The sequence below is a fragment of the Ruegeria sp. HKCCD9138 genome (assembly GCF_057220975.1).
On record NZ_JBWVAZ010000014.1, the window covers coordinates 58,941 to 85,099 of the forward strand.

The 26,159-nt window shown below is 53.3% G+C and carries 25 protein-coding genes; 14 read left to right on the forward strand and 11 right to left on the reverse strand.

The window, feature by feature from the left end; translation table 11 throughout:
* Nucleotides 1-3 precede the first annotated feature (3 nt).
* Genes AC2TEL_RS19475 through AC2TEL_RS19485 form a run of 3 tightly spaced genes read right to left on the reverse strand, consistent with a single transcriptional unit; the run spans nucleotide 4 to nucleotide 4,401 of the window.
* Nucleotides 4-1,182, reverse strand: a complete 1,179-nt coding sequence (locus AC2TEL_RS19475) for an aminomethyl transferase family protein (RefSeq protein WP_480862976.1) — start codon at nucleotides 1,180-1,182, stop codon at nucleotides 4-6.
* A complete protein-coding gene (locus AC2TEL_RS19480; RefSeq protein WP_480862975.1) occupies nucleotides 1,182-2,753 on the reverse strand; it encodes a phytoene desaturase family protein in 1,572 nt (523 codons plus the stop codon). The genes AC2TEL_RS19475 and AC2TEL_RS19480 overlap by 1 nt, the downstream gene beginning before the upstream one ends.
* A 10-nt stretch (nucleotides 2,754-2,763) precedes the next feature.
* Nucleotides 2,764-4,401, reverse strand: a complete 1,638-nt coding sequence (locus AC2TEL_RS19485) for a phytoene desaturase family protein (protein WP_480862973.1) — start codon at nucleotides 4,399-4,401, stop codon at nucleotides 2,764-2,766.
* Between AC2TEL_RS19485 and AC2TEL_RS19490 the strand changes: the two genes are divergently transcribed.
* The 5 genes from AC2TEL_RS19490 to AC2TEL_RS19510 all read left to right on the forward strand — a co-directional run bounded on the left by AC2TEL_RS19490 (nucleotide 4,400) and on the right by AC2TEL_RS19510 (nucleotide 9,131).
* Nucleotides 4,400-5,212, forward strand: a complete 813-nt coding sequence (locus AC2TEL_RS19490) for a TetR family transcriptional regulator C-terminal domain-containing protein (RefSeq protein WP_480906311.1) — start codon at nucleotides 4,400-4,402, stop codon at nucleotides 5,210-5,212. The genes AC2TEL_RS19485 and AC2TEL_RS19490 overlap by 2 nt on opposite strands.
* Before the next feature lie 752 nt (nucleotides 5,213-5,964).
* Nucleotides 5,965-6,798, forward strand: a complete 834-nt coding sequence (locus tag AC2TEL_RS19495) for a hypothetical protein (protein WP_480906314.1) — start codon at nucleotides 5,965-5,967, stop codon at nucleotides 6,796-6,798.
* Between the two features lie 515 nt (nucleotides 6,799-7,313).
* Nucleotides 7,314-7,979 carry a hypothetical protein gene (locus AC2TEL_RS19500; protein ID WP_480906316.1) on the forward strand — a complete coding sequence of 222 codons (666 nt, stop codon included), beginning with the start codon at nucleotides 7,314-7,316 and terminating at the stop codon, nucleotides 7,977-7,979.
* Nucleotides 7,980-8,140: 161 nt separating this feature from the next.
* The gene (locus AC2TEL_RS19505; protein WP_480906318.1) at nucleotides 8,141-8,821 is read left to right on the forward strand and encodes a hypothetical protein; all 681 of its coding nucleotides are present in this window, start codon (nucleotides 8,141-8,143) and stop codon (nucleotides 8,819-8,821) included.
* Entirely contained in the window at nucleotides 8,808-9,131 is a 324-nt protein-coding gene (locus AC2TEL_RS19510; RefSeq protein WP_480906320.1) for a DUF5983 family protein, read from the forward strand. The genes AC2TEL_RS19505 and AC2TEL_RS19510 overlap by 14 nt, the downstream gene beginning before the upstream one ends.
* Nucleotides 9,132-9,669: 538 nt before the next feature.
* Here the strand turns inward: AC2TEL_RS19510 and AC2TEL_RS19515 are convergent.
* Nucleotides 9,670-10,485: a hypothetical protein gene (locus AC2TEL_RS19515; RefSeq protein WP_480906322.1), complete on the reverse strand. Its 816-nt coding sequence runs from the start codon at nucleotides 10,483-10,485 to the stop codon at nucleotides 9,670-9,672.
* Nucleotides 10,486-10,491: 6 nt separating this feature from the next.
* Between AC2TEL_RS19515 and AC2TEL_RS19520 the strand changes: the two genes are divergently transcribed.
* From AC2TEL_RS19520 to AC2TEL_RS19530, 3 genes are all read left to right on the forward strand, one after another.
* Complete coding sequence (locus AC2TEL_RS19520) at nucleotides 10,492-11,232, forward strand: hypothetical protein (RefSeq protein WP_480906324.1); 741 nt, start codon at nucleotides 10,492-10,494, stop codon at nucleotides 11,230-11,232.
* Between the two features lie 165 nt (nucleotides 11,233-11,397).
* A complete protein-coding gene (locus AC2TEL_RS19525) occupies nucleotides 11,398-12,510 on the forward strand; it encodes a hypothetical protein (protein ID WP_480906326.1) in 1,113 nt (370 codons plus the stop codon).
* A gap of 172 nt (nucleotides 12,511-12,682) precedes the next feature.
* Complete coding sequence (locus AC2TEL_RS19530; protein WP_480906329.1) at nucleotides 12,683-13,459, forward strand: hypothetical protein; 777 nt, start codon at nucleotides 12,683-12,685, stop codon at nucleotides 13,457-13,459.
* Between the two features lie 169 nt (nucleotides 13,460-13,628).
* Here the strand turns inward: AC2TEL_RS19530 and AC2TEL_RS19535 are convergent, their stop codons facing one another.
* Nucleotides 13,629-13,859, reverse strand: a complete 231-nt coding sequence (locus AC2TEL_RS19535) for a hypothetical protein (RefSeq protein ID WP_480906332.1) — start codon at nucleotides 13,857-13,859, stop codon at nucleotides 13,629-13,631.
* A gap of 71 nt (nucleotides 13,860-13,930) precedes the next feature.
* On the opposite strand from AC2TEL_RS19535, the gene AC2TEL_RS19540 reads away from it, so the two are divergent.
* The gene (locus tag AC2TEL_RS19540; protein ID WP_480906334.1) at nucleotides 13,931-14,206 is read left to right on the forward strand and encodes a hypothetical protein; all 276 of its coding nucleotides are present in this window, start codon (nucleotides 13,931-13,933) and stop codon (nucleotides 14,204-14,206) included.
* A 411-nt stretch (nucleotides 14,207-14,617) separates the two neighbouring features.
* Here AC2TEL_RS19540 and AC2TEL_RS19545 read toward each other — a convergent pair whose 3' ends face one another.
* The 3 genes from AC2TEL_RS19545 to AC2TEL_RS19555 form a co-directional block, all read right to left on the reverse strand.
* Entirely contained in the window at nucleotides 14,618-15,484 is an 867-nt protein-coding gene (locus AC2TEL_RS19545) for a replication initiation protein (protein WP_170378670.1), read from the reverse strand.
* A gap of 707 nt (nucleotides 15,485-16,191) precedes the next feature.
* Complete coding sequence (locus AC2TEL_RS19550) at nucleotides 16,192-16,578, reverse strand: hypothetical protein (protein WP_480906337.1); 387 nt, start codon at nucleotides 16,576-16,578, stop codon at nucleotides 16,192-16,194.
* Complete coding sequence (locus tag AC2TEL_RS19555) at nucleotides 16,575-17,249, reverse strand: ParA family protein (RefSeq protein ID WP_170378666.1); 675 nt, start codon at nucleotides 17,247-17,249, stop codon at nucleotides 16,575-16,577. Before AC2TEL_RS19555 ends, AC2TEL_RS19550 begins: the two co-directional genes overlap by 4 nt.
* A 342-nt stretch (nucleotides 17,250-17,591) precedes the next feature.
* Here AC2TEL_RS19555 and AC2TEL_RS19560 point away from each other — a divergent pair, with 342 nt between their 5' ends.
* Both AC2TEL_RS19560 and AC2TEL_RS19565 read left to right on the forward strand, forming a co-directional pair.
* Nucleotides 17,592-17,843 (forward strand): type II toxin-antitoxin system Phd/YefM family antitoxin, encoded by a 252-nt coding sequence (locus tag AC2TEL_RS19560; protein ID WP_480906340.1) that lies wholly within the window; start codon nucleotides 17,592-17,594, stop codon nucleotides 17,841-17,843.
* Nucleotides 17,840-18,106, forward strand: a complete 267-nt coding sequence (locus AC2TEL_RS19565) for a Txe/YoeB family addiction module toxin (RefSeq protein ID WP_480906343.1) — start codon at nucleotides 17,840-17,842, stop codon at nucleotides 18,104-18,106. Before AC2TEL_RS19560 ends, AC2TEL_RS19565 begins: the two co-directional genes overlap by 4 nt.
* 687 nt (nucleotides 18,107-18,793) lie before the next feature.
* On the opposite strand, the gene AC2TEL_RS19570 is transcribed toward AC2TEL_RS19565, so the two are convergent.
* Nucleotides 18,794-19,474 (reverse strand): IS6 family transposase, encoded by a 681-nt coding sequence (locus AC2TEL_RS19570; protein WP_480906346.1) that lies wholly within the window; start codon nucleotides 19,472-19,474, stop codon nucleotides 18,794-18,796.
* Nucleotides 19,475-19,495: 21 nt separating this feature from the next.
* Here AC2TEL_RS19570 and AC2TEL_RS19575 point away from each other — a divergent pair, with 21 nt between their 5' ends.
* The 3 genes from AC2TEL_RS19575 to AC2TEL_RS19585 all read left to right on the forward strand — a co-directional run bounded on the left by AC2TEL_RS19575 (nucleotide 19,496) and on the right by AC2TEL_RS19585 (nucleotide 23,162).
* On the forward strand, nucleotides 19,496-19,660 hold the full coding sequence (locus AC2TEL_RS19575) for a hypothetical protein (protein WP_480906349.1): 165 nt from the start codon (nucleotides 19,496-19,498) through the stop codon (nucleotides 19,658-19,660).
* A 262-nt stretch (nucleotides 19,661-19,922) separates the two neighbouring features.
* Nucleotides 19,923-21,776 (forward strand): NAD(P)-binding protein, encoded by a 1,854-nt coding sequence (locus tag AC2TEL_RS19580; protein WP_480906351.1) that lies wholly within the window; start codon nucleotides 19,923-19,925, stop codon nucleotides 21,774-21,776.
* 492 nt (nucleotides 21,777-22,268) lie between these two features.
* Nucleotides 22,269-23,162, forward strand: coding sequence for an MBL fold metallo-hydrolase (locus AC2TEL_RS19585; protein WP_480862898.1), 894 nt, complete (start codon nucleotides 22,269-22,271; stop codon nucleotides 23,160-23,162).
* Nucleotides 23,163-23,286: 124 nt separating this feature from the next.
* Here the strand turns inward: AC2TEL_RS19585 and AC2TEL_RS19590 are convergent, their stop codons facing one another.
* Nucleotides 23,287-24,765 carry an NAD-dependent succinate-semialdehyde dehydrogenase gene (locus AC2TEL_RS19590; protein WP_480906354.1) on the reverse strand — a complete coding sequence of 493 codons (1,479 nt, stop codon included), beginning with the start codon at nucleotides 24,763-24,765 and terminating at the stop codon, nucleotides 23,287-23,289.
* The gene (locus tag AC2TEL_RS19595) at nucleotides 24,766-26,049 is read right to left on the reverse strand and encodes a 4-aminobutyrate--2-oxoglutarate transaminase (protein WP_480844606.1); all 1,284 of its coding nucleotides are present in this window, start codon (nucleotides 26,047-26,049) and stop codon (nucleotides 24,766-24,768) included. It abuts the gene before it with no gap.
* Between the last annotated feature and the right edge of the window lie 110 nt (nucleotides 26,050-26,159).

The following is a 26,159-nucleotide window of genomic DNA, read 5'->3' on the forward strand; positions in this document are numbered from 1 at the left end:
GATTTAGAACGGGCGTGGCGGAGTTGCCCGCGCGCGGCTATTGATGAAAAAGGGTTTGTCTTCGATGGTTACCGGCACAAGGCGCTTGTCCCATTGACCCTCTTCGTTGACATAAACTTCTGCCCAGAGATCATCCGTGATGCCCTCGCCGAAAGGAGCTTTGAACTCGGCCAGCGCGATGTTGCGCTTGGTCGTGGGGGACCATACGCCAGAGGTCACATGCCCCACCTCGTTCTTCTTCTTGTGATAGATCAGAGCGCCATCAGCGGGTTTGAAACCGCCAATATCGATCTTACGCAGGTGATACCGCAGGCCGGTTTGCCGTTGCTTCAGTAATGCGCGGCGCCCGTTGAAATGGCCCTTGGTGAAATCCACCATTTTAGCGAAGCCCAGCTCCAGCGGGCTGCGGCCGCGCCGCAGGCGCATGGCGGTGTGAACAGGTTGGAAGTCGAAACCAGCCGCGACGAACCCCGCTTCGATCCGGCAGATATTGAGCGCCTCGAAGCCGATCGCCTTCAATCCCCAGTGACTACCTGACGCCCACAACCGGTCCCACAAGTCCAACGCGTTGCCGTTCGGAACCCACAGCTCATAACCGAGATCACCAGTGAACCCAGTGCGCGATACCCAGAGATCGGGCTCGATCTCGCGCCAGTCGAAGGGCTTCATCTCTGCGACATCGTCCAGCCCTGCATCCTGCAACAGCGAGAACGAGGTCGGCCCCTGCAAAGACAGCGCCGCGATGTCCTGGCTCTCATCAGCGATTTCGGCGTCAAATCCCCAGGCGGTGTCGAGAAGCCATGTATACATCGGCTCCTGGCAGCAAAGGCGGAAATCGGTTTCGGAGTAGCGGAACATGGTGCCATCGTCGATCACCATGCCCTCTTCGTCGCACCATAGAACATAGCCGACCCGTCCGTCGCGCAGCTTGGCGGCGTCGCGGGTCACCAGCCGGTTCACGACCTCCAATGCGTCCGGCCCGGAAATGCGATATTTGTGCATCGGTGAAATGTCGAACAGGGTTGTCTGATTGCGGATGGCGAAATATTCGAATTCCACCGTGTCCAATGTGGCGGGCGAGACATAACCCGCCCAATTGGTCCAGCTCTTGGCCGTACTAAGCGCCTCCAGCCGCGGCTGGAACGGAGTTTCAATCAGGCCAATGGGAACATGTTTGGTCATCAGAGAACCCCGTCCTTCAATAGCTGCATTGCGCTGTTACGACCGGCCAAACCGGTCACGTCTCCGCCCGGATGGGCGCCCGCACCACAGAGGTAGTAGCCTTCGGGTCCAAACCGGTAATGCGCCATACCGTTGGCGGGCCGCACCGTTAGAATCTGGTCGATGCCCATCTCAGCATGATGCCAATGCCCGCCGGGCGCGCCTGTTCGCGCCTCGATACAGGCGGGACTAAGCACCTGCTTCTCAATGACCAATGCCCCAATGCCGGGTGCGTACTTTTCCAGCGTAGCAATTGTGATCGCCGCAAGCCTTTCACGCGCGGCATCATTCCAGCCGCCCTCCAGCCCGTAGGGAACAGAAGTGACCACAGCGGAGATCACATGCCGCCCGTCTTTGACCAGCGTTGGGTCTGTCAGGCTAGGAATGATCGCCTCAATAACTGGGTTTTCCGGCATCTCTCCGTATTTTGCCGGGTTGAAGGCGCGTTCCACATAAGTTGCACTGGGGGCGATCAATAGTCGGCTTGCCGCAAGGTCGGTATTGTGGCCGGTGAACTCTGGCGTGCCGTTCAGCACCAGATTGACCTTTGCAGCCGAGCCTTTGCAGCGCTGGTTGCGCATTCGCCGGACGGCTTCGACGTCGTAGTGTTTTGCGCCTGCCAGCATCATTGCGGGCATCGGGCCTGTATTGCTCAATACTGCCCGGGCAGAGATTCGGGTACCGTCCTCGAGCACCACGCCTGCTGCATGATCGTTTTCAACCAACACCCGGGCCACGCCGTAGCCAGTAAGGATTTCAGCCCCGGCGGCGCGAGCCGCAGTCTCAAACGCAGCAGAAACTGCGCCCATCCCGCCCATTGGCAGCTGCGCACCGCCGCCCTGCCCCATGCGGTACATCAAGGTAAAAACAGTCCCTGGCGAGCGCGGACCTGCATAAGCGCCGCGCACCGCATCCGCTGCCAACGCTCCGGCCAGCGGGCTGTCCTCAAGATCGTCCAATATCAAGTCATAGGCGTTGGACAGGAGCACGCGGAGAAACTCGCGCATGTCTTTTTTGCCTATCCGCTTTAGATCCAGCCCCAGCTTTGCCAACCCGCCAAGTTCGGTGAGCGCATTCAGGCTGGTCAAGCCGCCTTCAAACGACGGAGGGGATTTCGTAGAATGCTGGCCCAGCAAACCCGCAAACAGAGTCAAACGGCGCATCAATTCGGCAAAAGGCGCAGCTTCGGGATGAGGTCGGCCGTCTACCATTTCTGCCTTACCATCACGGATGATCGCATGGTTACCGTCTTCTGATAGCGACACTGAAGCCAGCTTGCGCAATTCCAAGGGAGCACGTGCTGACCCAAGGCCCAACTCTTTAGTCACTTTAGGGTGAAGGTTGTAAAGCAGATGCGCGATCTCCGGCACCTGAATCCCTCCTGCAAGCGTGGTGTTGCGCGCCATACCGCCTGCAGTCTCGTTCTTTTCGATCACGCAGACCGATTTACCCTTACGGGCCAGCGTCGTGGCCGCAGCCAGCCCGTTATGACCCGCGCCAATGACAATCGCATCATAGGTAGGTGTCGTCATCATTTACTCCTCAGGCTGCGTAGCCGGTCATTGCGTTGCTTTTGCCAATGTTGCGCAGGATTTCTTTGGCCGCGTTCGCACCCGGCGCCGCCATCACCCCACCGCCCGGATGGGCTGAGGAACCGACGATATACATGCCATCAATCGGCGTATCGTATTGCGCGTAGCCGGGGACCGGACGGTTAAAGAGCAGCTGATCAAAGGTGAGCTCGCCCTGAAAAATGTTGCCTTCGGTAAGGCCGACTTCTTGCTCGATATCCCAAGGGGTGCGGATTTCAGCATGTAGAGTCTTGCTGCGGATGTCGGGGCAGGCCTGTTCCAGTTTGTCGAAGACACAATCGGCAAAGGCGCCGCGGGTCTGGCCATTCCAGTTGGTTCCGGCGCGCACGCCGCCCACTTCAAGATCATAGGGCGCGTATTGCACAAAGACGGTCATCATGTGTTTGCCCGGTGGGGCCATGGTCGGGTCGATCTGGCTTGGGATCAGCATGTCGAAATAAGGGTTTTGCGACCAGCGCCCCTCTTTCCAATCGTCATAGGCACGTTCCAGTTCGTTCAGACTTTCGGCGCAATGCAAATCGCCGCGCAAGAAAGGCGCACGCTTGGGCGCGGCAGGAAACTCGGGCAAGGCGTCCAGTGCAATGTTCAATTTGCCTGAGGAGCCACGAATCTTGAACCTTTTGACTGCTTTCAGGAAATCGGTGGGCAGGTGCTGCTGCTCGGTATGTTCCAGAAAAGTACGCTTCACATCCATATTGGAGGCTACTAAGGGCGCGCGATATTCATCGCCGTTTTCCAACGCGACCCCTGTGACCCTGCCATTGGAAACCAAAAAGCGGTCGACGCCAGAGCCGGTTACGATAGTGCCGCCTGCTTCCTCAAAACAGGCTCCAAGCGCGTTGGAGATTGCACCCATGCCGCCACGGGCAAAGCCCCAAGCCCCAATCGCGCCGTCCACGTCGCCCATGTAGTGATGTAGCAAAACATAGGCTGTGCCGGGCGAATAGACGCCCAGTCCAGTACCGATGATCCCTGCCCCGGCTATGTGCGCCTTGATCAGGTCATTCTCGAAATGTTCGTCTAGGAAGTCGCCGATTGACATCGACCAAAAGCGCAGGGTCTCGCCCAACTCCTTCTTGCCTAGCCCATGCGCCTGTTTGATCAGGAACAGCAGCTCGCCGATGTCGCGCGGCTTTAACGATGTGGGGTCCGGTGCGTTTCGCAACAGGAAAGGCCGAATGAAGCGGCATTGCCGGATCACTGTCTGGCTGAACCGGTCATAGGCATCTGCATCATGCGCACTGTGGCGACTTATTTCCCGGCGCAGAGCGTCATGGTCCGACATATAGGCGAAATAACCGCCATCGCTGCTAAAGCTTGCACCACCTTCATAGGGGATTACCTGCAACCCATATTTTGGGAGTTCCAGGTCGCGAACGATTTCGCGACGAAGCAACGAACAGACATAGGAGCAGTTGGAGTAGGTCCAACCTTCATGCAGCGACCGGCTCACAGCTGCGCCACCGATCCAATCGTTCTTTTCCACAACCAGAACCCTCAGCCCTGCCTTAGCCAAGTAGCAGGCTGTAGTCAGGCCATTGTGCCCTGCCCCTGCGACGATCGCATCATATCTGTCGTGCTGCCCCATGAATCTCTCCTGGCTCGACCATTGTCAGGCGGAGCGTAGAGGAGAAGATATTTTTCGTAAAGTTTTTTTGAGCGCTCAAATAAAAATAAGTGGGCTGACAGGAACAGCGAATTGTGGAACAAGGGAAAAAGTTGAAGATTGGTTTGGATTTCTCATGGTGGCATCTAAGGGCAGCGGCAGGAAGCCGCGCAAGGAACGCAAGGAAAACGCCGACATGCGACGGCGTCAGATTCTCGATGCGACTCTTAAGTCGATTGTGACTAACGGGCTTGCCAAGACTACGCTGGCGACCGTCGCCAATGAAGCCGGGCTGTCCCAGGGTGTGGCAGTCTTCTATTTCAAGTCAAAAACCGGAATCTTAACTGAAGCCCTGCGGGATCAGTACCAAACCTACGAGGCCCACTGGGTGGCGGCCTTGGGCAAGGCACCAGAAGACCCCGCGACCCGGTTGCGCACAATCATCGAGGCGGATTTTAGCCCCAAGATCTGCAATTCCAATGCGCTCGCCATCTGGTTTGCCTTCTTCGGGGAACAGAATTTTGTTCCACAATATGCCGAAATTAACCGCGAATTTGAGGACAAACGGTCCAAGATGCTCAGCGAGATCTGCCATCAGCTGGTGCCGGAAGACCCTGACAAGGCCAGTTTAGCTGGCGGCTGGATCGATACGCTGACTGACGGTTATTGGCAGAAACTGCATCTGTTCCCACACATCTACTCACGTGAAGGGGCGCTGACACAGACACTAAATTTCCTTCAAACGCTATTCCCCAGCCATGCGGAGGCATTCCAAGCAAAGGTTGGGAAGTAGAGCAAACAGCAGCCTTGCAAACGACTTAGATCACTCTAAGGGCAGCCGAAGAATAAGCGACTTCTACCTTAATCTGATCATTCGGTCAGCCTCTCTTCGGAGTGTGTATTCAAACTTGACCATTAGCATTTTCTTATGAAAGGCCACAGCGTTATCGCCGGTTCGAGCCAGCTGCAATTTCTATCCTAAATGTCCTCTTGTCGGACCTGCGACAAATCATGCTGCTACCGCGGCGAACGACAGCTTTCCGCCCTCATTGTAGGAAATCGTAGTTACATGAAATGCCCAAAGCTGCTGAAATGCCGGCGTGGTTTCTAGAAGAACGTGGTGCGGTCGCCGTTGAAAATCACCTGAACATGCTGCGTTCAAAGGGTGGCGCCCCAAGGGTTCCAATGGACGTGCTTGTAGCGTTTCTCAACAGCTCTGCAGCAGACGAGTTGATCAGATGCCTGTCCGGCAGCTGCGGTGTATCTGCCACTAAGCTGAAGGCGCTCCCACTACCCTGCCCTTCCAGGCTGAACAAGCTGTCCTACATGGTTTCGGCTGGAGCTGCTCAAAATCATCTGGATATCGAGTGCTGGCGGTTGTTGCGTGAGGATCCTCGGTCATTCGCAGATCACAACATATGCCTGCCCAAGTGCGCGCCCCCGGGTTCTTAAAGTTTCGTAACGGTTAAGCTCTTCACCCCCCCTAAATTTCTCCGAAACCTCATTCCTGCATAACGGCTACTGTATTAATGAAAGTCGACTTGAATGAATGCAGTGAGTTTCGAGCGTTTCAGGCGGGGTGGTCTGGATTGCTACTATACCAAAGCCAAGATAGCAGAAGACCTGGTTGGTGCGCTGGCCGCATATATCAAAGAGCAGAGCCTGGAGGGCAGTTTTGACCGGGTCATTGAGCCGTCGGCTGGATCTGGTGCCTTCCTCGATCCATTAAGATCGCTCGGGCTGCCGTTAATTGCGCTGGACATCGCGCCTGCACATCTGGCTGTTGATCAAACCGACTTCTTCGAATTCGCCAACTCCGAGCCGGCTGCCTTTGTTGGCAATCCTCCCTTCGGCAACGCATCGCACCTGGCGGTCCGCTTCTTCAACCATGCGGCCAGCAATGCCGCTGAACTGATCGCATTCATTTTGCCGAAAACATTTCGGAAAGTCAGCGTACAGGATCGGCTGGACCGACGGTTTCATCTGGAACTCGAACTGGACCTGCCAAGGAACGCCTTTCTGAGCAATGGCCATGAACATGATGTGCCGTGCGTTTTTCAGATCTGGAGAAAATCAATGTCTTTGCGCGCATCGCAAACCGTCAAGTCTTCCCGATGGATCGAGTTCACGCGTCCAGAAGACGCCGAATATGCGATCCGCCGTGTTGGTCGGAACGCGGGGCAATTGCTTGATGGCCTGAACCATAGCCCCTCCACGACGCTCTTCTTTCGAACCCGGCACGCCAGTGTTTTGAAGCTTCTGCGAAACAACCCAGAGCTCAAGCGGATGGGGGATAACACGGCGGGCATCCGATCCGTCTCCAAAAGCGAGATCCTACAGCTTATCGAAGACGCCATGGCCAGCCCCCTGCCCTTCTAACCAATCGACGGAGGTCGGTGACCGAACCGTATTGCACAAGGTGTCCCAAGCGAAGCAAAGACGACTGCGTAGTCCCGAGTTAAACCCCAGCAAAAATACTTCGATCCGATTCGATTTTCTGTGCCTCAGAGGGCTATCTCTCCCACGGCACGGGGTGTTTTGGATGGAGTGGGGCGCTTCGGATGACTGGTTAAGTAAAAATTTTCAAAAAAAGTGACAGGCCTCTGAAGGGCCATAGAAGCAAATTGAGCCAATTTCCGGGGTCCGATGACAGATTGCACCCCGAAGGATGAGATTGCTGCTCCAGAGGCTCACAAACGGCTTCCAGGGGTATTAATTTACGTTTGACCCCCAGACAGACAAAGCACTAGTCAACCTATTGTTGTAGAACGATTTTTTTCTTGATCCGATGAATCATGCCCGGGTATTCGGTCCTTGAGCGGTGCTCATCGAGAAGAATGGCACCCTCAAAACCAACCCGCGCCACCCGATGGTGCCAAGAAAAGGAGCAGCCCATGAGGCAGTTGAAAATAACAACGAAAGCAACAGACGCGCAGCTGGCAGGCTTGACGGCAAGCATAGAACAATTGTTGCAGAGACGGTCAAAAACCATGGCAGAGATCAGCCGTTTGGAGGAACAACGGCGAACCTTTGACCAATGCAACACGGATCAACCAGATGCCATTCAAGACAAGATTGGCGGTGTTCGGGCAGAGCTCCTGGACATCGAAGCCAGCCTAAAACAATACCGTTCAGAACAGGCCAGTCTGGAAAACACACTCCTTCAGCCACTGGCCGAATGCCTGGATCGCGTTAATGGAAAGGCCGCAACCTACACGCTGAGGGCGGTAGACATAATACTGCTCGCAGAAGAGGCAGAGGATGTTCTCAACCAAAAAGGTGTGAAACAGAAAAACCGGGCAGGCACCGAGATTGAATTCCGCCCCGGTGGGAAACAGGCCTCCAACCGGTATGCGAGAATGGCAAGTGCAAATATCACGACGCGGGTGAAACTGCGCCGGGTCAATGACGGCTGGCGACTGGTTGAAGCGGCCCGGGATCGGTGTTTCGTGAACCAGCCCGAGTTCAGGCAGATCCGCATTCGACCCGCCGCGCATGCTGACATTCTTCGAACCGCAACGGACGGCATCACGGTACTGTGCGGCGCGCCTGAAACCTGACGCTCCTGCTCTGTCTGCCGCCTGAATCAGGCCACCGACTGATCGATTGCGCGACTTGGGCACAGCCAGACAGGGCCTGACTTCCTAACCCTCAATACACACCAGGCACATCGTCCCAACGGATGGTGACGGGACAGCTGTGCCAAAATGAAAGAGATATCATGACGACTCAATCACCAAACCTCCCTACAATCCAAAACCCGATGCAGGAAACAGGCGGGATCAACACACCCCAACTGAAGACGCTGGTTCTGGTGCATCCCGGCAGTATGTTCGGAAGCGGTGACTTCAATGTCGGGCCCATGGCCGCCGGAAGGTGCAGGGATCAAATCCGTGATCAATTACTGGCCCATGAAGGGCAATTGATCATAATCGACGGATTTTTGTCCGATGAGATCAACGAAGACTTTGAAGAGGCCATTCAAATCGGTCTGAACAATGCACTCGTTGCCGCGCATCGCGCTGGGAAATTGGAACCTGTGTCTGCAATGCGCCTGTGGGGATGCGACGCCGGCGAAGAGCCTTTTGACGAATGGGAGAGTTTTGGCAGCGAATGCCTGCCCCGTGTGTTCTCGTGCCAGGAAGCAGCCGCGGAGTTCCTGTGCCAGTATCTCATGGTAGATGAGATCGAGGTCACCGGTGCCTGGGCCACTGAGGATGGTCGTTGGGGATGTGTCAACTCCGTCGCCGAGGTGCTGCGGGATGGTTTGCCGGATACCAGGGTACGAATTTCCGAGACGGCACTGTTCGACGAGTATCGCTCGCGCACCGACACCATCCTTCCGCTCTTCAACCTTGAGCAGGACAACAGCAAAGTTGGAGGCAGCTATGGCCATTCTTGATATGAACATGATCCGGGCGTATTTCATGCTGGATCTTTCCACTGATCATCTGCCGCGCGAAACCATTGAACAGATTAACCGCGGTGAGTTCTACCGCCAGGTCTATTTGCGCAGCGACTGCGGGTTCGTGTTTCATATTCCCGAGTATTTAGATCCGAAAGATCGGGAACGAGAACTCAGGGAATGCCCCTGCCCCGCGTTTCGCGCGGCACTCAAGATCGCGTGGAAATTCAAACTGCGTTTCATCATGTATGATCAGGACGCCGAGCCTCACTATGATGTCGAGGAACTACCCATATACGAGTGCTGAAAAAAGCCCCGGATCGAAAGATCCGGGGCGTATCAAGGGCCGCGCATTGGCGCTCAAGCCCGAGCGAGTTCGGATGAGCGCCTGACTATGAGTGTTGGGAAAACACCGTTCATGCCCTTCCAATATGGTTGGACCCCTGCCCTCTTCAATAGCCTGCCCGGTCGAACAAGAGGAACGTTAACCACTTGTTAAACAGTGTTAAAAACTCACAAACGTTCACCTCTTATAAACTTGAAGTGGGGTTTTCACCTATCTACTTCCAATCTAAAGAGGCCTCCAATTGCGGGGCTCACTCTTCTCTGCTCAGACGCTCGGCCGCGCTGTGAACAGGGAGAAAACAAAAACGAGCGAGCAGTAGAATGCAAAACCAAACACAAGATACGTGCGACCGAAACGCCTCCGTTTTTGCGCCAGTTCCGGCTCAATCCTTCACTGTTGTCAGGCATCCTGATGACTGGGCTGGCCGGGAAATGGCAAGGCAGGTGTGGCAGCCCTAAGCACAGAAATCCTTTCTCCAGGCACTTTCCATGTCGAACAGTCAGGTGATGCGCAAGCCTTGCCTGCGCCGCATCGGTTTGCGGGCAAACCCGCCCGTCAAAAAGCTATTGAGACCATCGAAGCCTTTGGCACCCCAAAGAACATGTATATCGGTGTCAATAAGGACACCATTTCGCGCGTTTCGGTTCGCCGCGAAGCGCACTGGCGCTGTGAACACCAGAAATACATCAGCCTGAACCTCGATTTTGCAGAACACCGCAAACGGCGCGTCATCGTGATCGATATCGATGATCGGTGGGAAGATGATGCCTGGTTGAAGATCACTGATCTCATACGAGAGGGTGAGATTCCAAAACCCGCCTTTGCCAGCTTCCGCTGGGCCACGAAGAAAAACCAACCACGGCGGGTCCGGGCGCATTTCGTCTTCCCGCTCCAGTTCCCGGTCAACGAAGGGGACGTCCGTCAGAAGTTTTTCATGAACGCGGTGCTCGAGCATTTCTACGACGTGCTGGAAAGCCATCGGATTCCAGTTGATCGGAACCAGGGTGTCACCTTCAAGAACCCCGCCTCCCGTGAATGGGATGTGTTTCACTTCGCCGACAACCGTCACAGCTTGCGCGATTGGGCGGAACTGTTCGGCATATCCGATCTGGAGAAAAGTGAGCAAAAAGTAATCAATATCGCGCGGCGCAACAGGAAGCGCGCCCGCCGTGCGGCCAGAAAGGCCGGCATAACCGGTGAGCGAAACCTGGACGTCTTTGAGATGGCCCGACACAAATGCTACGCCGCCAAATTCCGTTGCGCGAGTTACGAGCAGTTCCACAGCATCGTTTCCGAGATTGTGCGGGAAGCGCATGACGACATGGGATACGCGGCAGGCCTCAGCTCCAAGGAACTGGCCCAGATCGCGAAGTCGATTTCCAAATGGACCTGGGAGAAATACGAGGGCAGCGGATACTGTGAGCGTGACCGAGGCGCTTGTGCGGACCTCCTGATCGACGGGATGGATCTAGAAGATCGGCAACGTATCGGTGCCGCTTACAGCCATGACAAGCGCGCGCAGAAGGTGATCCGGAAAATCAAGGACGCTTATGACACGCTGCTGGCCGAGGGAAAGAAAATCTCCGTACGCGTCCTGGCAGCTGCGGCCGAGGTGTCAGCAACAACGGCCCAGAAGTATCGCAAGATCGTCGAGGAGGGCGTCAAGCTTGCGTCCAAAGCTGGCACGGTCTCCCGGGATATCAAAGAAAGATTGGCCGCAATGGTCTGCCCCACTGACGATACGACATCCCTAATAGAACTGTGCCACGATGGTGTATCAGAGTATCCCCCCGTGGATCTGCCTCAGGGCCCTACAAAGAGGCAGACACTGAAGAAGCGCAGATCATCCTACCCTCAGGATCGAGACGTGGCCGAGGATTGGTCACGGTATAGGCCAGATCGACACCTCCCAAGACAAACCCGGCCCAGGATCAACAGGGATCGGCGGCCTCCTATGATCAATCAGGAAAAACCGCTGGATCCACCAATGGCAAACAATTGGCCAGCCTGCTCACAGTCCTGCCGGGAGTCAGAAGGGTACCATATATCGATTCGCGATTGACTCCAGTACCATATATGGTACCGTGATTGTGGGGCGTCGTTTCTGCCCTGACCCCTTGTCGGGCATGTCGAAGGCTAGGCTGAAACGTAAAAAGATAAACTTTGTAACCGCATCTGCTTCTTTGAGGTTAGGTGCCCGACCCTGGACCTCTGAGGAGACATAAAAATGTCAGTTTTGTTCACGCCCACTGCCAAACGCGTTCATGATCTGAAACGCACCGCAAAACAAATGAGCAAGGAACATTCGCTTCCGATCAAGTCATGCCTTGATCAGGTCGCTTTCGAGGAGCTCAAACAGGTCGACAGGATTCTGTTGACCGACCACGTCACGCGCAAGGAGGGGGCGGGAAAGGACGCACCGGTGGCATATGTCCAACCCAATGGTTGCTGGGAATTGCTCATGAGTGAGTGTTGGACACTGGATACGGAAGCGCGGGAGCTACGCTCAAACCCGCAACAAATAGACCGTGGTCAGGCTACCTGTATACCGCCAGTGGTCATCACCTGGGCCTTGAGCCAACCTGACTCCGAAACAGTTCCTTTTTTGGATGCCGAACATGACGGGGATCTAAACCAGGATACGTTGAGTATCTTGCCAACCATCGAGCGGCGTGGACCAGGGGATTACCCCGTCACCATCCATGTTGGAGACCATGACGATTGCTATGTTGTGTTGACCGAAGCTGAGGCAGAACAGCTTCAATCTGATTGTGACATCGAACGTGCAGCGTGCCTGGTTGGATTGGCCCGCGACATGAGACAACGCAGTAAGGACATTTCGGAAACACTTGTGGTCGACGAACGCGCCGCTCTCGAACTGCAATGTGCAGATCTCGACAGATGCAAAACTGTAACCTGCCTCTTCATGCAAGGGCCACTGGATGGCGTCCCAGGGTTTTTGGCAGCCTATCTGACCGAACCCACACTTCGCCATGACGAGACCAGTGTGGATGTCCTTAGCCTCAATGACAGGGGTCTCTTTTCGATTGCCAAACTGTCGCTAGTAGCCTGGAACGGTATCGTCTCAGGCATATCACCCTCGCCTGCCCTTCGCGAAGACAAAAACGGAAATCCTGTTCAGATCCCGATCCGCGGAGAGGATTTCTGCCGTCTGCGGGAAGCGGTTTTTCATTCCAGATATTCAGGGCCGCGATACATCTACGAAGAAGCCCCCTGGATCGTTGACCGTGTGCCCTCGCCGGTGATGAAGGAAGTCGCTGCAATCACTGAAGGGGAGCGCCAGGGCTGGGTCCTGCCAGGCATGGCTGAACTCGTCTGATCTACGGAGTCTCAACGGTTCTGCTGGATGTTCTAACCAGCTGATGCACTCCAGAGGTCGAGGCGATCATCAACCGATACTGTGATCGCTCTGTCCAATTCTGCAAGTGCTGCGGATCGGGCGGCGACCGGCCGACAAAAGGGATCTTCGCTACAAAGGGTTTGTACCGCACATGTCTCAAGCAGTAGTCGACTGGGATAACCCAGGTCCTGGCATCGAGAGGACCTTAGGAATCAATCGCCGTGGTTGGATCGATCAGCTGACAATTGCGTTAGAGGATATCCGACGTGATTATGAGCAGGGTTTGTATATACCCTCCTCAGACGAGCCCAATCGTCTGCCGGAAATTGTCCAGGTGAAGCAGAAATGGGGTGCGTTGGTCGTGTACACGACCGGCCATCCCAAGGCCATCTGGAAAGATATCCAGTTAGCAACTGATCGGATTAGCCAGACGTGTGAGTATTGCGGCAATGCTGCCGAGACCCAGCGCATTCTGGGTTACGCAACGACGTTATGTTGCTGGTGTTACAACGCTGTGATTGAGCGAAGATTTGAGGACTCCGCGGCGAAATGGCCAGATGACCTAGAAATGGACATCGCGGATCGATACCCGGACCTTGTAGGCCCGGAAATAGCAGAGCTCCGGCCAGCTATTGGCCAGGGCTGGCTCGTTATGATTTCACGGCATCTAAACGACATGGAGAGCGCTATTGAGGAAGCTGGCCTGGATCCAGGATCGGTTCAGATCTCAGATGTGAAGACTGACAGGGAAGGGAAAATCTCGATCAGTTTTCATCGTTTTCATGAATGTCTTGAGCCCGTCGAGCAACGGTTGATTTATGAGAGCACGCAAACATGCGCGAGATGCGGCCATCGAGGTGATATCGTCCGCGGGCGAGATAAATCTGACACGCTATGTGCATGTTGCACGACGAGAGCTAAAACATGACCGAATAAGACTACCACGAGCCGCTGGCTCTGGGCTTGTATTCGACCAGGTTTGACGGCTGGTCAGCAGAGGAACTGGAGGCGCTAAGAGGAGACTGCATTGAGACAGCCACCGAAGCTGAGCTGTTTGCAGAGGTAGATCGACGCCGAAGAACCGGTCTGTTGCAGCCTTATTTTTCGTGAGAACTCTTACAGGCGCTTAGCGTGCGTTCGGATTCAGTTTCGATCAGCTCTGCAAAAGTGTACAGAGCTCGCACGTGATCAAGATTGTCCGGCAGCATCGGAAACTCCACTCGGAGGGCGCCATACTTGTTTTTAACCGATGCGTGAGCACCAACCGCTGCTGCCATAGTTTTTATCGCCTCTGCCATTTCATCCCAGGTCGGCGTATTCTCACTCATTCTAGGCTCCAAACGGTTACTCGCGCTGATATTACTCATATAATACCAGAGCTGGCCGTGGTTGACAGAAGTTGAATGACACGGACGATCTGAAAACTAAGTGGAAAGCATTTGAAGAACGCGTTCTTAGTGCGGTCGATGAGAATGCAGAACTAACCAGGGTTGAGGTCAGGCAATGGGTTGAGGCTGAACTGGCAACTCATCCCCCTGCCCCCGAGGCTGAGCACGCTTCATCTGGCTTGGATGGCTTGAGGATCCTGCACTCCAGGCAAGATGAAGATGTCATGAGCCGTCTTCTTCGGACGATCCCTTTCGACCCGTTTTCTGATGCTGGTAGTCATCAATGAGCATTGCTCGGACCTTAGTGTCATCTTTGAATACTCTTTCAATTTCTTCGTCTGTAGCCGGAGTTGGTTCCTTGGGCAGATTTCGCCACGTCAACCAGCAAACTACTAATCCACCGACACCAATGACGACTGTGAAGATTATGACGAAATGATCAGGATCCATGCGCGCATCTTACCACAACTAAACTGAGTGTAGAAAACTAGTGCGTACGCGATGGGTGCTATAGCCTTCCTCAGCGGCGTAGTTGCAATGGGCCTATTCCTTGAGCGAAGCGAGTAGCGCCCTGCCCTATTCTTGATAAATGTGAAAGAATTAGGACTTACGTCAACTGTGAAGAATTTAGGACTATCCTTGTTAATTCTTGGAATCCCGCGAGTTGGCAAGGATAGTTCGAGTCAACTGTGAAGAATTTAGGAGTAGTCCTCAAGGATAGGCATTTGCGATTTGCTCAACTCGGCAACAGGTTCAACCGTCTCAACGGCGCCTGCGATCCTAGCCTTCCGACCTGATTTATGGCGGCTCAACTCCTGATAAGCAGACTTCTTTTCATCGATAGATTTCTCGTGCCAGAAGATGTTGACATGAGTCACCTTCTTCCCTGTTTTGATCGGCATGATCTGAATGTTGAAGTCCGCCAAAGCGTTGATTTCACTAACCGCTTTCTTGATGACGTGCTTGTTCAGAGATCCAAAAGCCGGATACTTCTTTTCTTCTATGGCGATGATGCGACGGAACTCGTCGATGGGCATTTCTTCGTTGTGTTTATACCGAAGTTTCACCCATTGGGACGCCTGCTCGTAGAGTGAGATTGCGTACTTAGACGACAGGTGCATCAGCACCGGAATCTCGATGCTGCCCCAGATTTCCGAGTCTTTGATGAACTCAAACATCTCATCTGTGAACCGGTACTCCAGCACACCGTTCCGCTTGGAGACCCCCTTCTCTATCGTTGAGCTCAGCAGTTGTGTGGAAACACGCGTATCGGTCGCTGGATTATACATTACAACCAACGTCTTCTGGAGGCGCTCCAGGACCTGCTTCATTTCAGATGAAGATGCGTTATAGCCCTGAGCTGCAAGATCACTGACGGGAATCGTATAGACCTTACCCTTCTTGATCTTCTGCTGATGTGCATTGTGCCAAAGCACTGTCACAGCTCGCCTTTCAACAAGACTAAGCTGTTGATCTGCTTTCATTTTAATCAACTCCGCCGGCTTCATGGCTTGGTCTGGAGTTGGCGTCAAATTGATGACAAGTTGCTTATCGTTACTGCTCATACCCGCAGCTTAGAGTGAGTCGCATAAAAATGAAAACACAATATTCCATTTTCACAGTAGTCCTAAAAACCTCATAGTTAGGAGTCCTAAATCCTTCACAGAAAGTGGCTCCTAATTTCTTCATAGTTGGCATACAGCCTATGGATAACTCTTGGAGGTACTCCTGAAAACTTCACAGAAAGCTCCTAAAAGCCTCACAGAAAACGCCGGATTCTCCTAAATCCTTCACTCAACCACCTAAATCCTTCACATTTAAATCGATAAGCCTTTGAAAATATTTATGTACTCGCTCCTGAATCTTGAATCTTAGAATAAGATAGAAGGGAGAGCTTGGAACTAAGACGACAGTGGGGCCGCCCTATAGACTCCTAAATTCTTCACTTTTGCATTCTGCATTGACATGCTTGGAACATTGAGAGGGTATCATCTCATGACCAAGTGGCCAGCCAGAAACCCTCACGATCAAAAAATGAAACTCGAGAGCTCGCAAAACGTCACTATTCTGAATTTGGCCAAGATCGTTGAGCTGTATTCAAAGGATGGCTGGAGAAGCGCTCTGTCCAAACGCCTGAACAGCTGCCAACAGAACTTGAAATTCCCTCATGGCATAAACGGGCTTAAAAATGAAAACGCCCAGAAAATCTCAACCTAGGCGTCTTACTGTGAAAAATGTAAGGCCCTGCCCTACTGAGCCGAGTATTTATACATCACCTGCTCCGCTGGATTAGCTCCAGAAGGATATCCATCGGCTCCGCGTTGCGCCCACCGATTTCTAGCTCGAGCAACTTGTCTTCCAGGTCTAGAAGGCCCGCGATCTTGTCGTAGTATGAAAGTCGAGCGCGACCCACCTGACAGCTGCCTTTGAACCGCTCAATGATCTCGTGAGGGCCGCGAATGGAGACCTGAGCTTCGAGAGACACCTTTGGCTTACTTTGACGCTCCACAGGGGCCACAGGCGCCGATGCCGGGCTTCTTGACGGCCATTGTTCAACTACGGCACCCTCCTGCCCTTCCGGTTCGACCGGTTTTCGTTTTGGTTTTGGTTTGACAGGGCCCTTCAGAGCTCCGAAATCGAGATCATTGCGCTCGTTCATGCCACGGCCTCCTGCTTCGCCTGCTGGAAGGTCGCGATGATTTCTTTGGCGATCTCCCGGGCGTTTTCCTTTGCCTTGTCTACGCCACTCACATCACTTGGCAGACTATCCAGGTTGCCGCCGCTATTGTGAATGCTGGAAAATGCTGTTCGTGTCTTAAGCTCAGCCTCGAAGCAATCGACATTGTCCCGCATTTGCTTATTCAGCTTCTTCTCCAGCCGCGATTTAACGGCTGCTTTTGTGCGTGCGAACAGTACTTTGGCTGGAATATCGCGACGCGATGCCCGGCTATCCAGTTTGATCTGCTTCAGTGTTAGGATTGCGTCCTCTACATCCTGCTGCTCGTCACCAGTCGGTACTATCACAAGGTCAGACATAGAAAACACGTAGCTGTTTAGTTTAGATGCCACGCCTTCTAGGTCGACCAGAACGACGTCCGATTTTTCCTGCTCAGCTTCGATCACATCCATGATCCTATTTTCGTCGGCGCATTTGATCACTGTAATACTTTTGGGATACGGACCCTTTTCGGCCCATCTGTTCACCCTGTGTGCGGGATCTGCGTCGATGATGCTGACTTTTAGTTGGTCTGCGAACGTCGTCCCCAAAACGATGCAAGCCGTGGTCTTGCCAGCACCACCTTTTGAAGTGGCGAAAGAGATTACGGACATTTTTTGCTCCTGCTTTTACCTGCCTTTGGATCAATCTATGCAGAGAAGTCTCGCTCTAGCTAGATGAAGATAGATAGATAAATAATGATCTACCATTCTGTTGCTAGACAACCATACATCTAGCTAAGTCTAGCTAGGTCTAGACTTCACCACATAAGCACAAAATTGCCGATAAAAAACAAATGTCAACAAGTCTACATAAATATTTATCTAGTTATCCTTAGCTACATCTAGCTAGGTCTAGACTAAAGCGAAGAGGCCAGAATTTTTGATAGAAGCACAAAACTTGACATTCAGCGAAACCCGTACAATATACTGTACAACAGAAGAGGAGCTTAAAACATGGATGTCATGACGTACACCGACGCTCGAAAAGAGCTCAAAGGTGTCATGGATCGCGTAATCAATGACGCTGAAGAAATTGTGGTGACACGCAAAAACCGTGAGTCCGTCGTAATGGTATCTTTAGAGACCTGGAACTCGATCCAGGAGACAATGCATCTTCTGTCGACGCCGAACAACGCGACGCGCCTGCGTGCATCTATCACTCAGTTGGATGCCGGCAAGGGTGAAGAACGAGATCTCATCGAGTGAAGTTAATTTTCTCGGACCAGGCCTGGGAAGACTATCTGCATTGGCAGGTGGCTGATCCTAAGATTCATCAGCGCATTAACGACATGATCAAGCAGACGATGCGAACGCCATTCCAAGGCGTTGGTAAGCCTGAGCCGCTAAAGGGTGACCTCAGCGGCTGGTGGTCACGCAGGATCACCAAAGAAGATCGCATGGTTTATCGCGTAAGCGGCAAGGGAGATGCCCAGGCACTCGAACTCGCACAGTTGCGGTTCCATTATTGAGAGGGCAGGGGGGTATTACCCCCTTTGTAAGCTCATTCCTTACATGATGGGGTATGTCCTCTATCCATGGCACGTAGCAAGGTCGCCGCTTCTGTTCTTGATGCTGCAAGATTGTGAAAAGCTGCTGTTTCCAATTTATGACCATCAGAAGGAAGCTCTATGGACAATTCCTTCACTGGAAAACCAAGTCCTGGCATGCCTTTGTAGCACGCTTTCAGCGATCGACAGGTTGGAACGCGCGGGCACCCATTTGGAAACATTTGGAAGAAAACTGAAAAACTCTCCTCTCCCCATTACTTCTTCCAAAAGAAAACAATTTCCTCGGGGAGGTAATCAATTTGTGGCACCGTGAAGTAAGAAAAATCCGTTGAAAGGTAAGAAAAGTCCGGCGCATTGTTTCAGGAAGGAAGAGGCACAATCCGGGCGCGGGGCAGGGGCCTGACGTCCGTTTTCTGACCAGTCTAAATTACACCTGATAAGGGATACTTATCGGATGTAATAGTGATTTGACGATATGACAAAAGTAACGAGCAAAATCGTCAATTTTTGCGCGTAATGAGGGCAGGGAGTTGCGATGCTTGAGGATTATGGACCGGGAAGGTGTTGGTGCCCTCCTTTGGCTGCGAAGCGCCATGGTTGTGTTGCAAAGAATCTTGCTGGCCAACGAAATTACGGCGTGTCTTCAAGTTAAGCGGCCAGTTCAGCGAATTGTTGAAAGGGACAGAATCCGGGCGTGAATTGGCCCTTGCGGATCATGTTCGCGACTTCGATTCCAGCGAGGGTTGCTGCAGCAGAATCGAAAGCTTTGAACCCCAGCATTGGTCGAGTGCGTCTCTTGATGAACCGATGATCCTGTTCGACGATGTTGTTTCGGAACTTCTGCCTCACCATCTCGATTGGAATCGGACATCCAAAGCCCTTCAGCATTTTGTTGATGGCTTTGATACCTGCTGTGTTTGCGCCGCTTTTGTCGATGACAATCTTTCGCGGAAGGCCGTTGATCTCCAACATCCCAGCAAAGAAGTTTGTGGCTGCAGGTTTGTTACGACGTCGAGAAAGCATGAAATCAAGGGTTTTGCCGTGTTTGTCGACGGCCCGGTAGAGGTAAACCCACGCACCTTTCACTTTGATATAAGTCTCGTCCATTCTCCAGGAACGATCACATGACCCTTTTCGGCGACGCGCTGCTTCAGCGATCGCGCCGGAATACCGTGTTACCCATCGGTTCAGTGTGGTGTGGTCCACCGAAACACCGCGCTCGGCCATGATTTCTTCTAGATCCCGATAGGAAACACCGTAGCGGACATAAAAGAAGACCGCGAACAAGATCACGTCTTTCGGATACTGAGCGCCTTTGAAAGAAATCATGGACCAACCTTCAATTGGATAATGCCGTTCGCCACACAGGCGCTGACGCCACAAAGGTCAATGGTCAAAAGTTTGCAACACAACCCAGGCAAGTTCACCAAGCAGTTCAAGAAGCGCATAAAGCGCGAGATAAGTGGCGGCAAGGATGAAGCGGTGGCGCACTTGCAAGGCTGGTTTTCTTCATAGGGGACATAAACCAAGGTCATGTTCTGTATAAACCAAAGTGGAAGTCTGCCCACATATCACCGAACTGCTCCGAAGCTCGATTCAATAATATCACTAATTATCAAAATATTACCCGAGTTTCGTGCGGCTTTGACCGATATCGAGACCAGATTTGACACAGGCGTCACCTTGAATAGTACCAAGGTGCAGAGCAACGTATGGAATGTGCACTGGATTCCTCTGCGCTTCGCAAATGTGGTTTACGGGCAGAAGGAGCATTGAGATGACCCAGGACAGACTTGGCATGACCGCACCGATCAGCCGCCGCCAATTCATCAATGGAGTGGCGGTATCTATTGGTGCTGCAGCCAGCATGCCATGGTTGGCAAAACCCGGTATGGCGGCAAGCGGGAATGCGCCCAATCCGCCCGCGCTAACAGGGATGCGCGGTTCACATCCGGGTTCGTTCGAGGTTATGCACCGAATTGGCCGCGACGGCGAAGATGCACCACAATCGGACAAGATCAGCGGCAGCTATGATCTGGTCGTGGTGGGTGCAGGTCTGAGCGGTCTTGCGGCGGCGCGCAAGTACCAGCGCGACCATCCACAGGCGCGCATCCTGATTCTGGATAACCACGATGATTTTGGCGGTCATGCCAAGCGGAATGAGTTTACAGTCAACGGTCACTTCCTGATTGGCTATGGCGGTAGCCAGACCCTCGAAAACCCGCAGGAGTTTGACATCGAGGTGATGGATTGCCTCAGGGATATAGGAATTGATATTGACCGGTTTGAAACAGCCTATGATCGGGGGTTCTATGAACGGCTGGGTATGCAAACCCGAATGTTCGCCGAACAGTTAGGTGCTGAAAAAGACGTTCATTTTCCCTTTACCGTGGCCTACGGAGGCGGACGTGGCCAGAAACCAACCCCCGAGCAAATCGACGACCTGCCGTTGACAGCTGAAGATCGGGCGAAACTCAAAGAACTCATGCTGTCACCGCCGGACTACTTGAAGGGTGTTTCTGACAAGCAGGAGATTCTCGAAGGCACCTCCTACACCGATTACCTGCGCAACTATTGTGGCATGTCAGAAACCCTGATCAGCCTCTTTCGCCAGTCCACCAACGGAGGGTTCGCCGTTGCGCCTGATCTGGTGCCAGCGGGCGCAGCCTGGCTCTATAGCGGGCTGCCAGGCTTTGCCGGGCTGAAACTGGGCATGGCCGGTTGGTTCATCGACCGTCCCGAGGATTCCGAAGATGAACCCGAGACATATATCCACCATTTCCCGGATGGGAATGCATCGATTGCGCGACTTCTGGTGCGCAAGATGATCCCTGGATGTGCCTCGGGTAACACAATGGATGACATCGTGTTGGCGCGGTTTGACTATGACAAGTTGGATTTGCCCGAAAACAATGTGCGACTGCGTCTGGATAGCACTGTGGTGAATGTACGGCCGGGAGACGGGGACAAACCGGCAAAGGTAACTTACGTGCATGGCGGTGAAACCTATGCGGTAGAGGCGCACCATTGCATTATGGCCTGCTACAATATGGCAATCCCCTATCTGATCCCAGAAATGGAAGAGGCGCAGGCTGAAGCGCTCGCCTCCTATGTCAAAGCGCCGCTGGTCTACACCAATGTTGCCCTGACCAATTGGCGCGCCTTTCACAAGCTGGGCGCAAGCGCGCTCTATTGTCCGGATGGGTTTCATGCTGAGCTCATGCTGGATTTTCCGGTCTCGATGGGAGGTTACGAGTTTTCACGCAATCCAGATGAGCCCATAGTCCTGCATATGGAGTTCTGTCCCGCCCTATACGGTGAGGATCTGGATATGGTCGATCGGTTTCGGATGGGTCGTTATGAGCTGCTGGAACTGACCTTCGAAGAAATCGAAAGACGCACTCGCGAGCAATTGAACCGCATATTTGGTCCCTACGGGTTTGATGCGGCCAGCGATATTGCTGCGATCACGGTGAACCGCTGGCCCCATGGCTATGCAGGCGGACAACATCACGGGGTAGCGCGGCAGACAATCGGCAATGTGGCAATTGCAAACTCTGATGCCTCCGGCCAGGCAATGGCCGAAGCCGCGATATCAATGGCGTATCGGGCGGTGGATGAACTTTCGTAACGCCTGTTTCCCGGCTGCCCTCTGGCAAGCTCACCCAGTTGCCAAGAAAGAATTTCAATAACCCGCGCCGAGGATTTCTTACCTATCAGCACGCAGCGCACAGCCAACTAAGGAGGACGACCTGAAGTTCAGTGACAAAAACGCAGATGAATGTCTGGTTCGGTGGGTTCCGCTCCAACACCACAAACCTCATGCCGCATTTGCGAGGGGTTTCTGCGTCAGCAAAAACGGCGTGAGCAAAAGGTGGATGTGCCCCGCTCACCTATCATACGACACCTAGTTTTGAACGTCCGGAATGTGACGTCTGCAACCTGCTGCATGATCGAATGGTGGAGGGTGTGCCAAGGGTAGGTATCCGCTTCTAACGCGGATTTGGCTACACCAAGATTGATGCAGTGAAAGCGGTTGCAGCAGTAGCAAGCGATAGACTTCTTCGACTCGATATTCGGCGAAAATCGTAAGCAAGAGTTGACTGAACTTTGGAGGATACAAATGAGCCGATTTAGTGTGTTGTTAACCCATCTAATTATGACTTTTGGAGTAGTATTAATGACTGTGAGCTTGGCTGTCGCTGAAAATCCCCAACCGATTACACCAGTTGACGTCGCCTCAAATTGGTATTCTGTCGGGCAGATCGATCCGGACACTTATGTCATTGAAGAACGTCGGAGTAGTCAGGGCAACGTTAGTTATCTGGTACTTGGTACAAAGAGAGCTATCATGATCGACACTGGTACGGGCGAGAACAGATCTGTTGGTGGCAGTAAGATGACACATATCATAGAGCAACTGACCGATCTGCCCGTCACGTTACTTCCAAGCCATTTCCACTTCGACCACATCGCTAATATTGAAGAGTTTGAACACGTGGCGTTTCCGGATTTGCCGTTCCTGCGTGTCAATATCTCCGAGGACGGCTCATATCGTTTCTCGCAAGAAGAGCTTTTGGACAGTACGCGACCTGAACAAACGAGAGTTGGCGAATGGTTCCCACTTGACCAATCGATTGATTTGGGCGAACGCGAAATCAAGTTGGTTCACCTTCCTGGTCATTCTAAAGAGACTATCGTGATTATTGATGACGAGAGGAAATTGGTTTTTTTAGGTGATTTCCTTTATAGCGGGCCGGTTTTTGTGATGGCGGCAAGCGATATTGAGCCCTACGCTAAGAGCGCGAAGCGGGCCATAAGGGTTTTTCCCACGGAAGCCCGCTTGTTCGGGGGGCACGGGCGACCTGAAGTCCCCTACAGCAATTTACAGAAACTGCCTGGACTTCTAGACTGCGTTCTGGCCAAGAAGTGTCAGGTGAAAGCTGGGCATGTTTACGGTTTTCCAGCGCTGACATACACTTACAAGAAAATGAAGCTTGTGCTCTTTACAGATTGACCAGCACCACGCCGGTGAACGGGGAAAAGGCCATAAAGTGTTCACCGGCCAGGTCGCCGCGAGTGCTAGGGAGGAGTCAGCCTCGTGACAGGGAGAATTTCTGAGATCCTAAAGCCCGGTCTGATCATACGCCGCCCACGCAGACGTACTTGATTTCAAGGTAGTCATCACAACCGTACTTCGAGCCTTCTCGTCCCGTTCCAGACTGTTTTACGCCGCCAAACGGAGCGACTTCTGTTGAGATTAGTCCTGTATTGACCCCCACCATGCCGTATTCTAGTGCTTCAGCGACGCGACAGACATTGGCGAGATCCTTGGCGTAGAAATAAGACGCAAGGCCAAAGATGGTGTCATTGGCTTGTTCGATGACATCTTCAACGGTGTCGAACTTGAAGAGCGGTGCGACCGGACCGAAAGTCTCATCGCTCGCAATAAGCATGTCGCGCGTTACGCCAGTCATGACCGTTGGCTCAAAGAAAGTACCACCGAGCCCGTGGCGCTTTCCGCCTGTGACAAGCGTGGCACCCTTGCTCGTCGCATCAGCGATATGTTCTTCCACTTTATCGACAGCCGCTTCGCTGATCAGCGGGCCAGCCGCAACGTCGTCGGAAAAACCGTCGCCAACCTTTATCGCCTCTACGGCTGCGACAAGCTTCTCAGCAAATGCATCATAGACGCCGGCTTGCACGTAGATGCGATTTGCGCAGACGCATGTTTGGCCGTTGTTGCGGTATTTGGAAATCATAGCTCCTTCGACCGCAGCATCGAGGTCCGCGTCGTCGAATACGATGAACGGTGCGTTGCCGCCGAGTTCCATGGACGTTTTCATGACCTGGCGTGCGGACTGCTCCATCAAGATACGTCCAACTTCGGTTGAACCTGTGAAGGTCAGCTTGCGCACTTTCTCATTTGCGCAAAACATCTTGCCGACGTCAGAAGACCGTTTCGACGTGATGACCGAAAACAGGCCTGCTGGTAGGCCGGCCTCTTCAGCGAGCTTGGCCATGGCGAGGGCCGAGAGCGGCGTCTCAGCGGCCGGCTTTGCGACAAAGGAACATCCGACCGCAAGAGCCGGGCCAACTTTACGAGCAATCATGGCATTGGGAAAGTTCCACGGCGTAATCGATGCGACAACGCCCACGGGTTGCTTAAGCACCATGATACGCTTGTCAGGCTGATGCCCCGGAATGATATCGCCATAGATCCGTTTCGCTTCTTCAGCGAACCATTCGATGAAGCTGGCGCCGTAGAGGATTTCACCTTTCGCCTCTGCAAAAGGTTTGCCCATTTCCGCCGTCAAGATCATTCCCAGATCGTCGGCATTGTCGACCATCAGGTCATACCAACGGCGAAGGACGGCCGCGCGTTCCTTGCCGGTTTTTGCAGCCCAGTCCTTTTGCACGATGTACGCCGCATCAATCGCAATGCTGGTTTCACCAACACCGAGATCCGGCAAGGTGGCAATGACCTCTCCGGTCGAGGGGTTTTTTACCTCAAATGTCGCGCCATCGGAAGCAGTTTCCTTCCACTCACCTCCGACGAAGGCGGCGTTGATAAGCAAGTCCGACCTCGCGAGCCGTTGCAACACATTGGAGAGTGCCATTTAAACGTTTCCCCCTTTGGCCGCTTTCACGGATGTTTCGAGAGTGTCAAGTGCTTCGTTGAACACATCGTCTTGGATCGTGACGGGAGCGAGGAAACGAATGACGTTGCCGTAGACACCACACGTCAAGAGTATAAGGCCACGCTTCATCGCCTCGGATTTGACCGCAGTTGCAAAGTTAGGGTTGGGCGCTGAGCCATCTGCTAGATTGAACTCGACCGCATTCATAAAACCGGGACCGCGAATATCTGCAATTTCAGGAATCGTATCGCGCATTGAGGAGAGCCGCTGTTTTAAACGGTTGCCAAGTTGATCAGCGCGGGCACAGAGGTCCTCTTCTTCGATCACGTCCAGCACAGCATGTGCCGCCGCTACACCGATTGGGTTGCCGCCGTAGGTCCCACCTAGGCCGCCCGGATCCGCTCCGTCCATAATTTCGGCGCGGCCAGTGACAGCAGCAATTGGGAATCCGCCGCCAAGACCTTTGGCCATGCATGTCAGATCTGGGACCACACCATGGTGTTCCATGGCGAAGAGTTTGCCCGTGCGTGCAAAGCCTGTTTGCACCTCATCAGCGATCAGCAGAATGCCGTGCTCATCACAAACCTTGCGTAGATGTTGCATCAGCTCTTTCGGGGCTTCATAGAAACCGCCCTCACCTTGCACGGGCTCTAAGGCGATTGCAGCAACGCGCGCTGGATCGACATCTGCTTTGAACAGCTTGTCCAGTGCAGCAACGCTGTCTGAAACGCTCACGCCGTGAAGATCGACTGGGAAGGGAACATGGAACACGTCGCCTGGCATCGCGCCAAAACCCTTCTTGTAGGGAACTACCTTTCCGGTCAACGCCATACCCATAAAGGTCCGACCGTGAAACCCACCGGAGAACGCGATGACCGCCGAACGACCGGTAGCTGCGCGCGCGATCTTGACCGCGTTTTCGGCTGCTTCAGCGCCAGTAGTGACAAAGATGGTCTTTTTGTCAAAATCACCGGGCACAAGTACATTCAGACGTTCTGCCAGCCTGACGTAGTTTTCGTAGGGAACCACCTGATGGCACGTGTGAGTGAAGCTCTCGAGCTGAGCTTTGACCGCTTCTATGACCTTCGGATGCCGGTGGCCGGTATTGACAACGGCGATACCTGCGGCAAAGTCAATATATCGGTTTCCTTCAACGTCCCAGATTTCAGAGTTTTCGGCACGCTCTGCGTAGACTTGGGTCATCATACCAACGCCTCGGGCAATTGAGTTGCTCTTTCTCTCCGATATCTCAGCGTTCAGCATAGTCGTTTTCCATTGTCTATTTTGAAACTCGTCGATCACCGTAGAGTGGCTCATTATACAAAAAAAGTCTGTTTCTTTCTGCTTGCAACATGTTGTATTTATTAACCTCA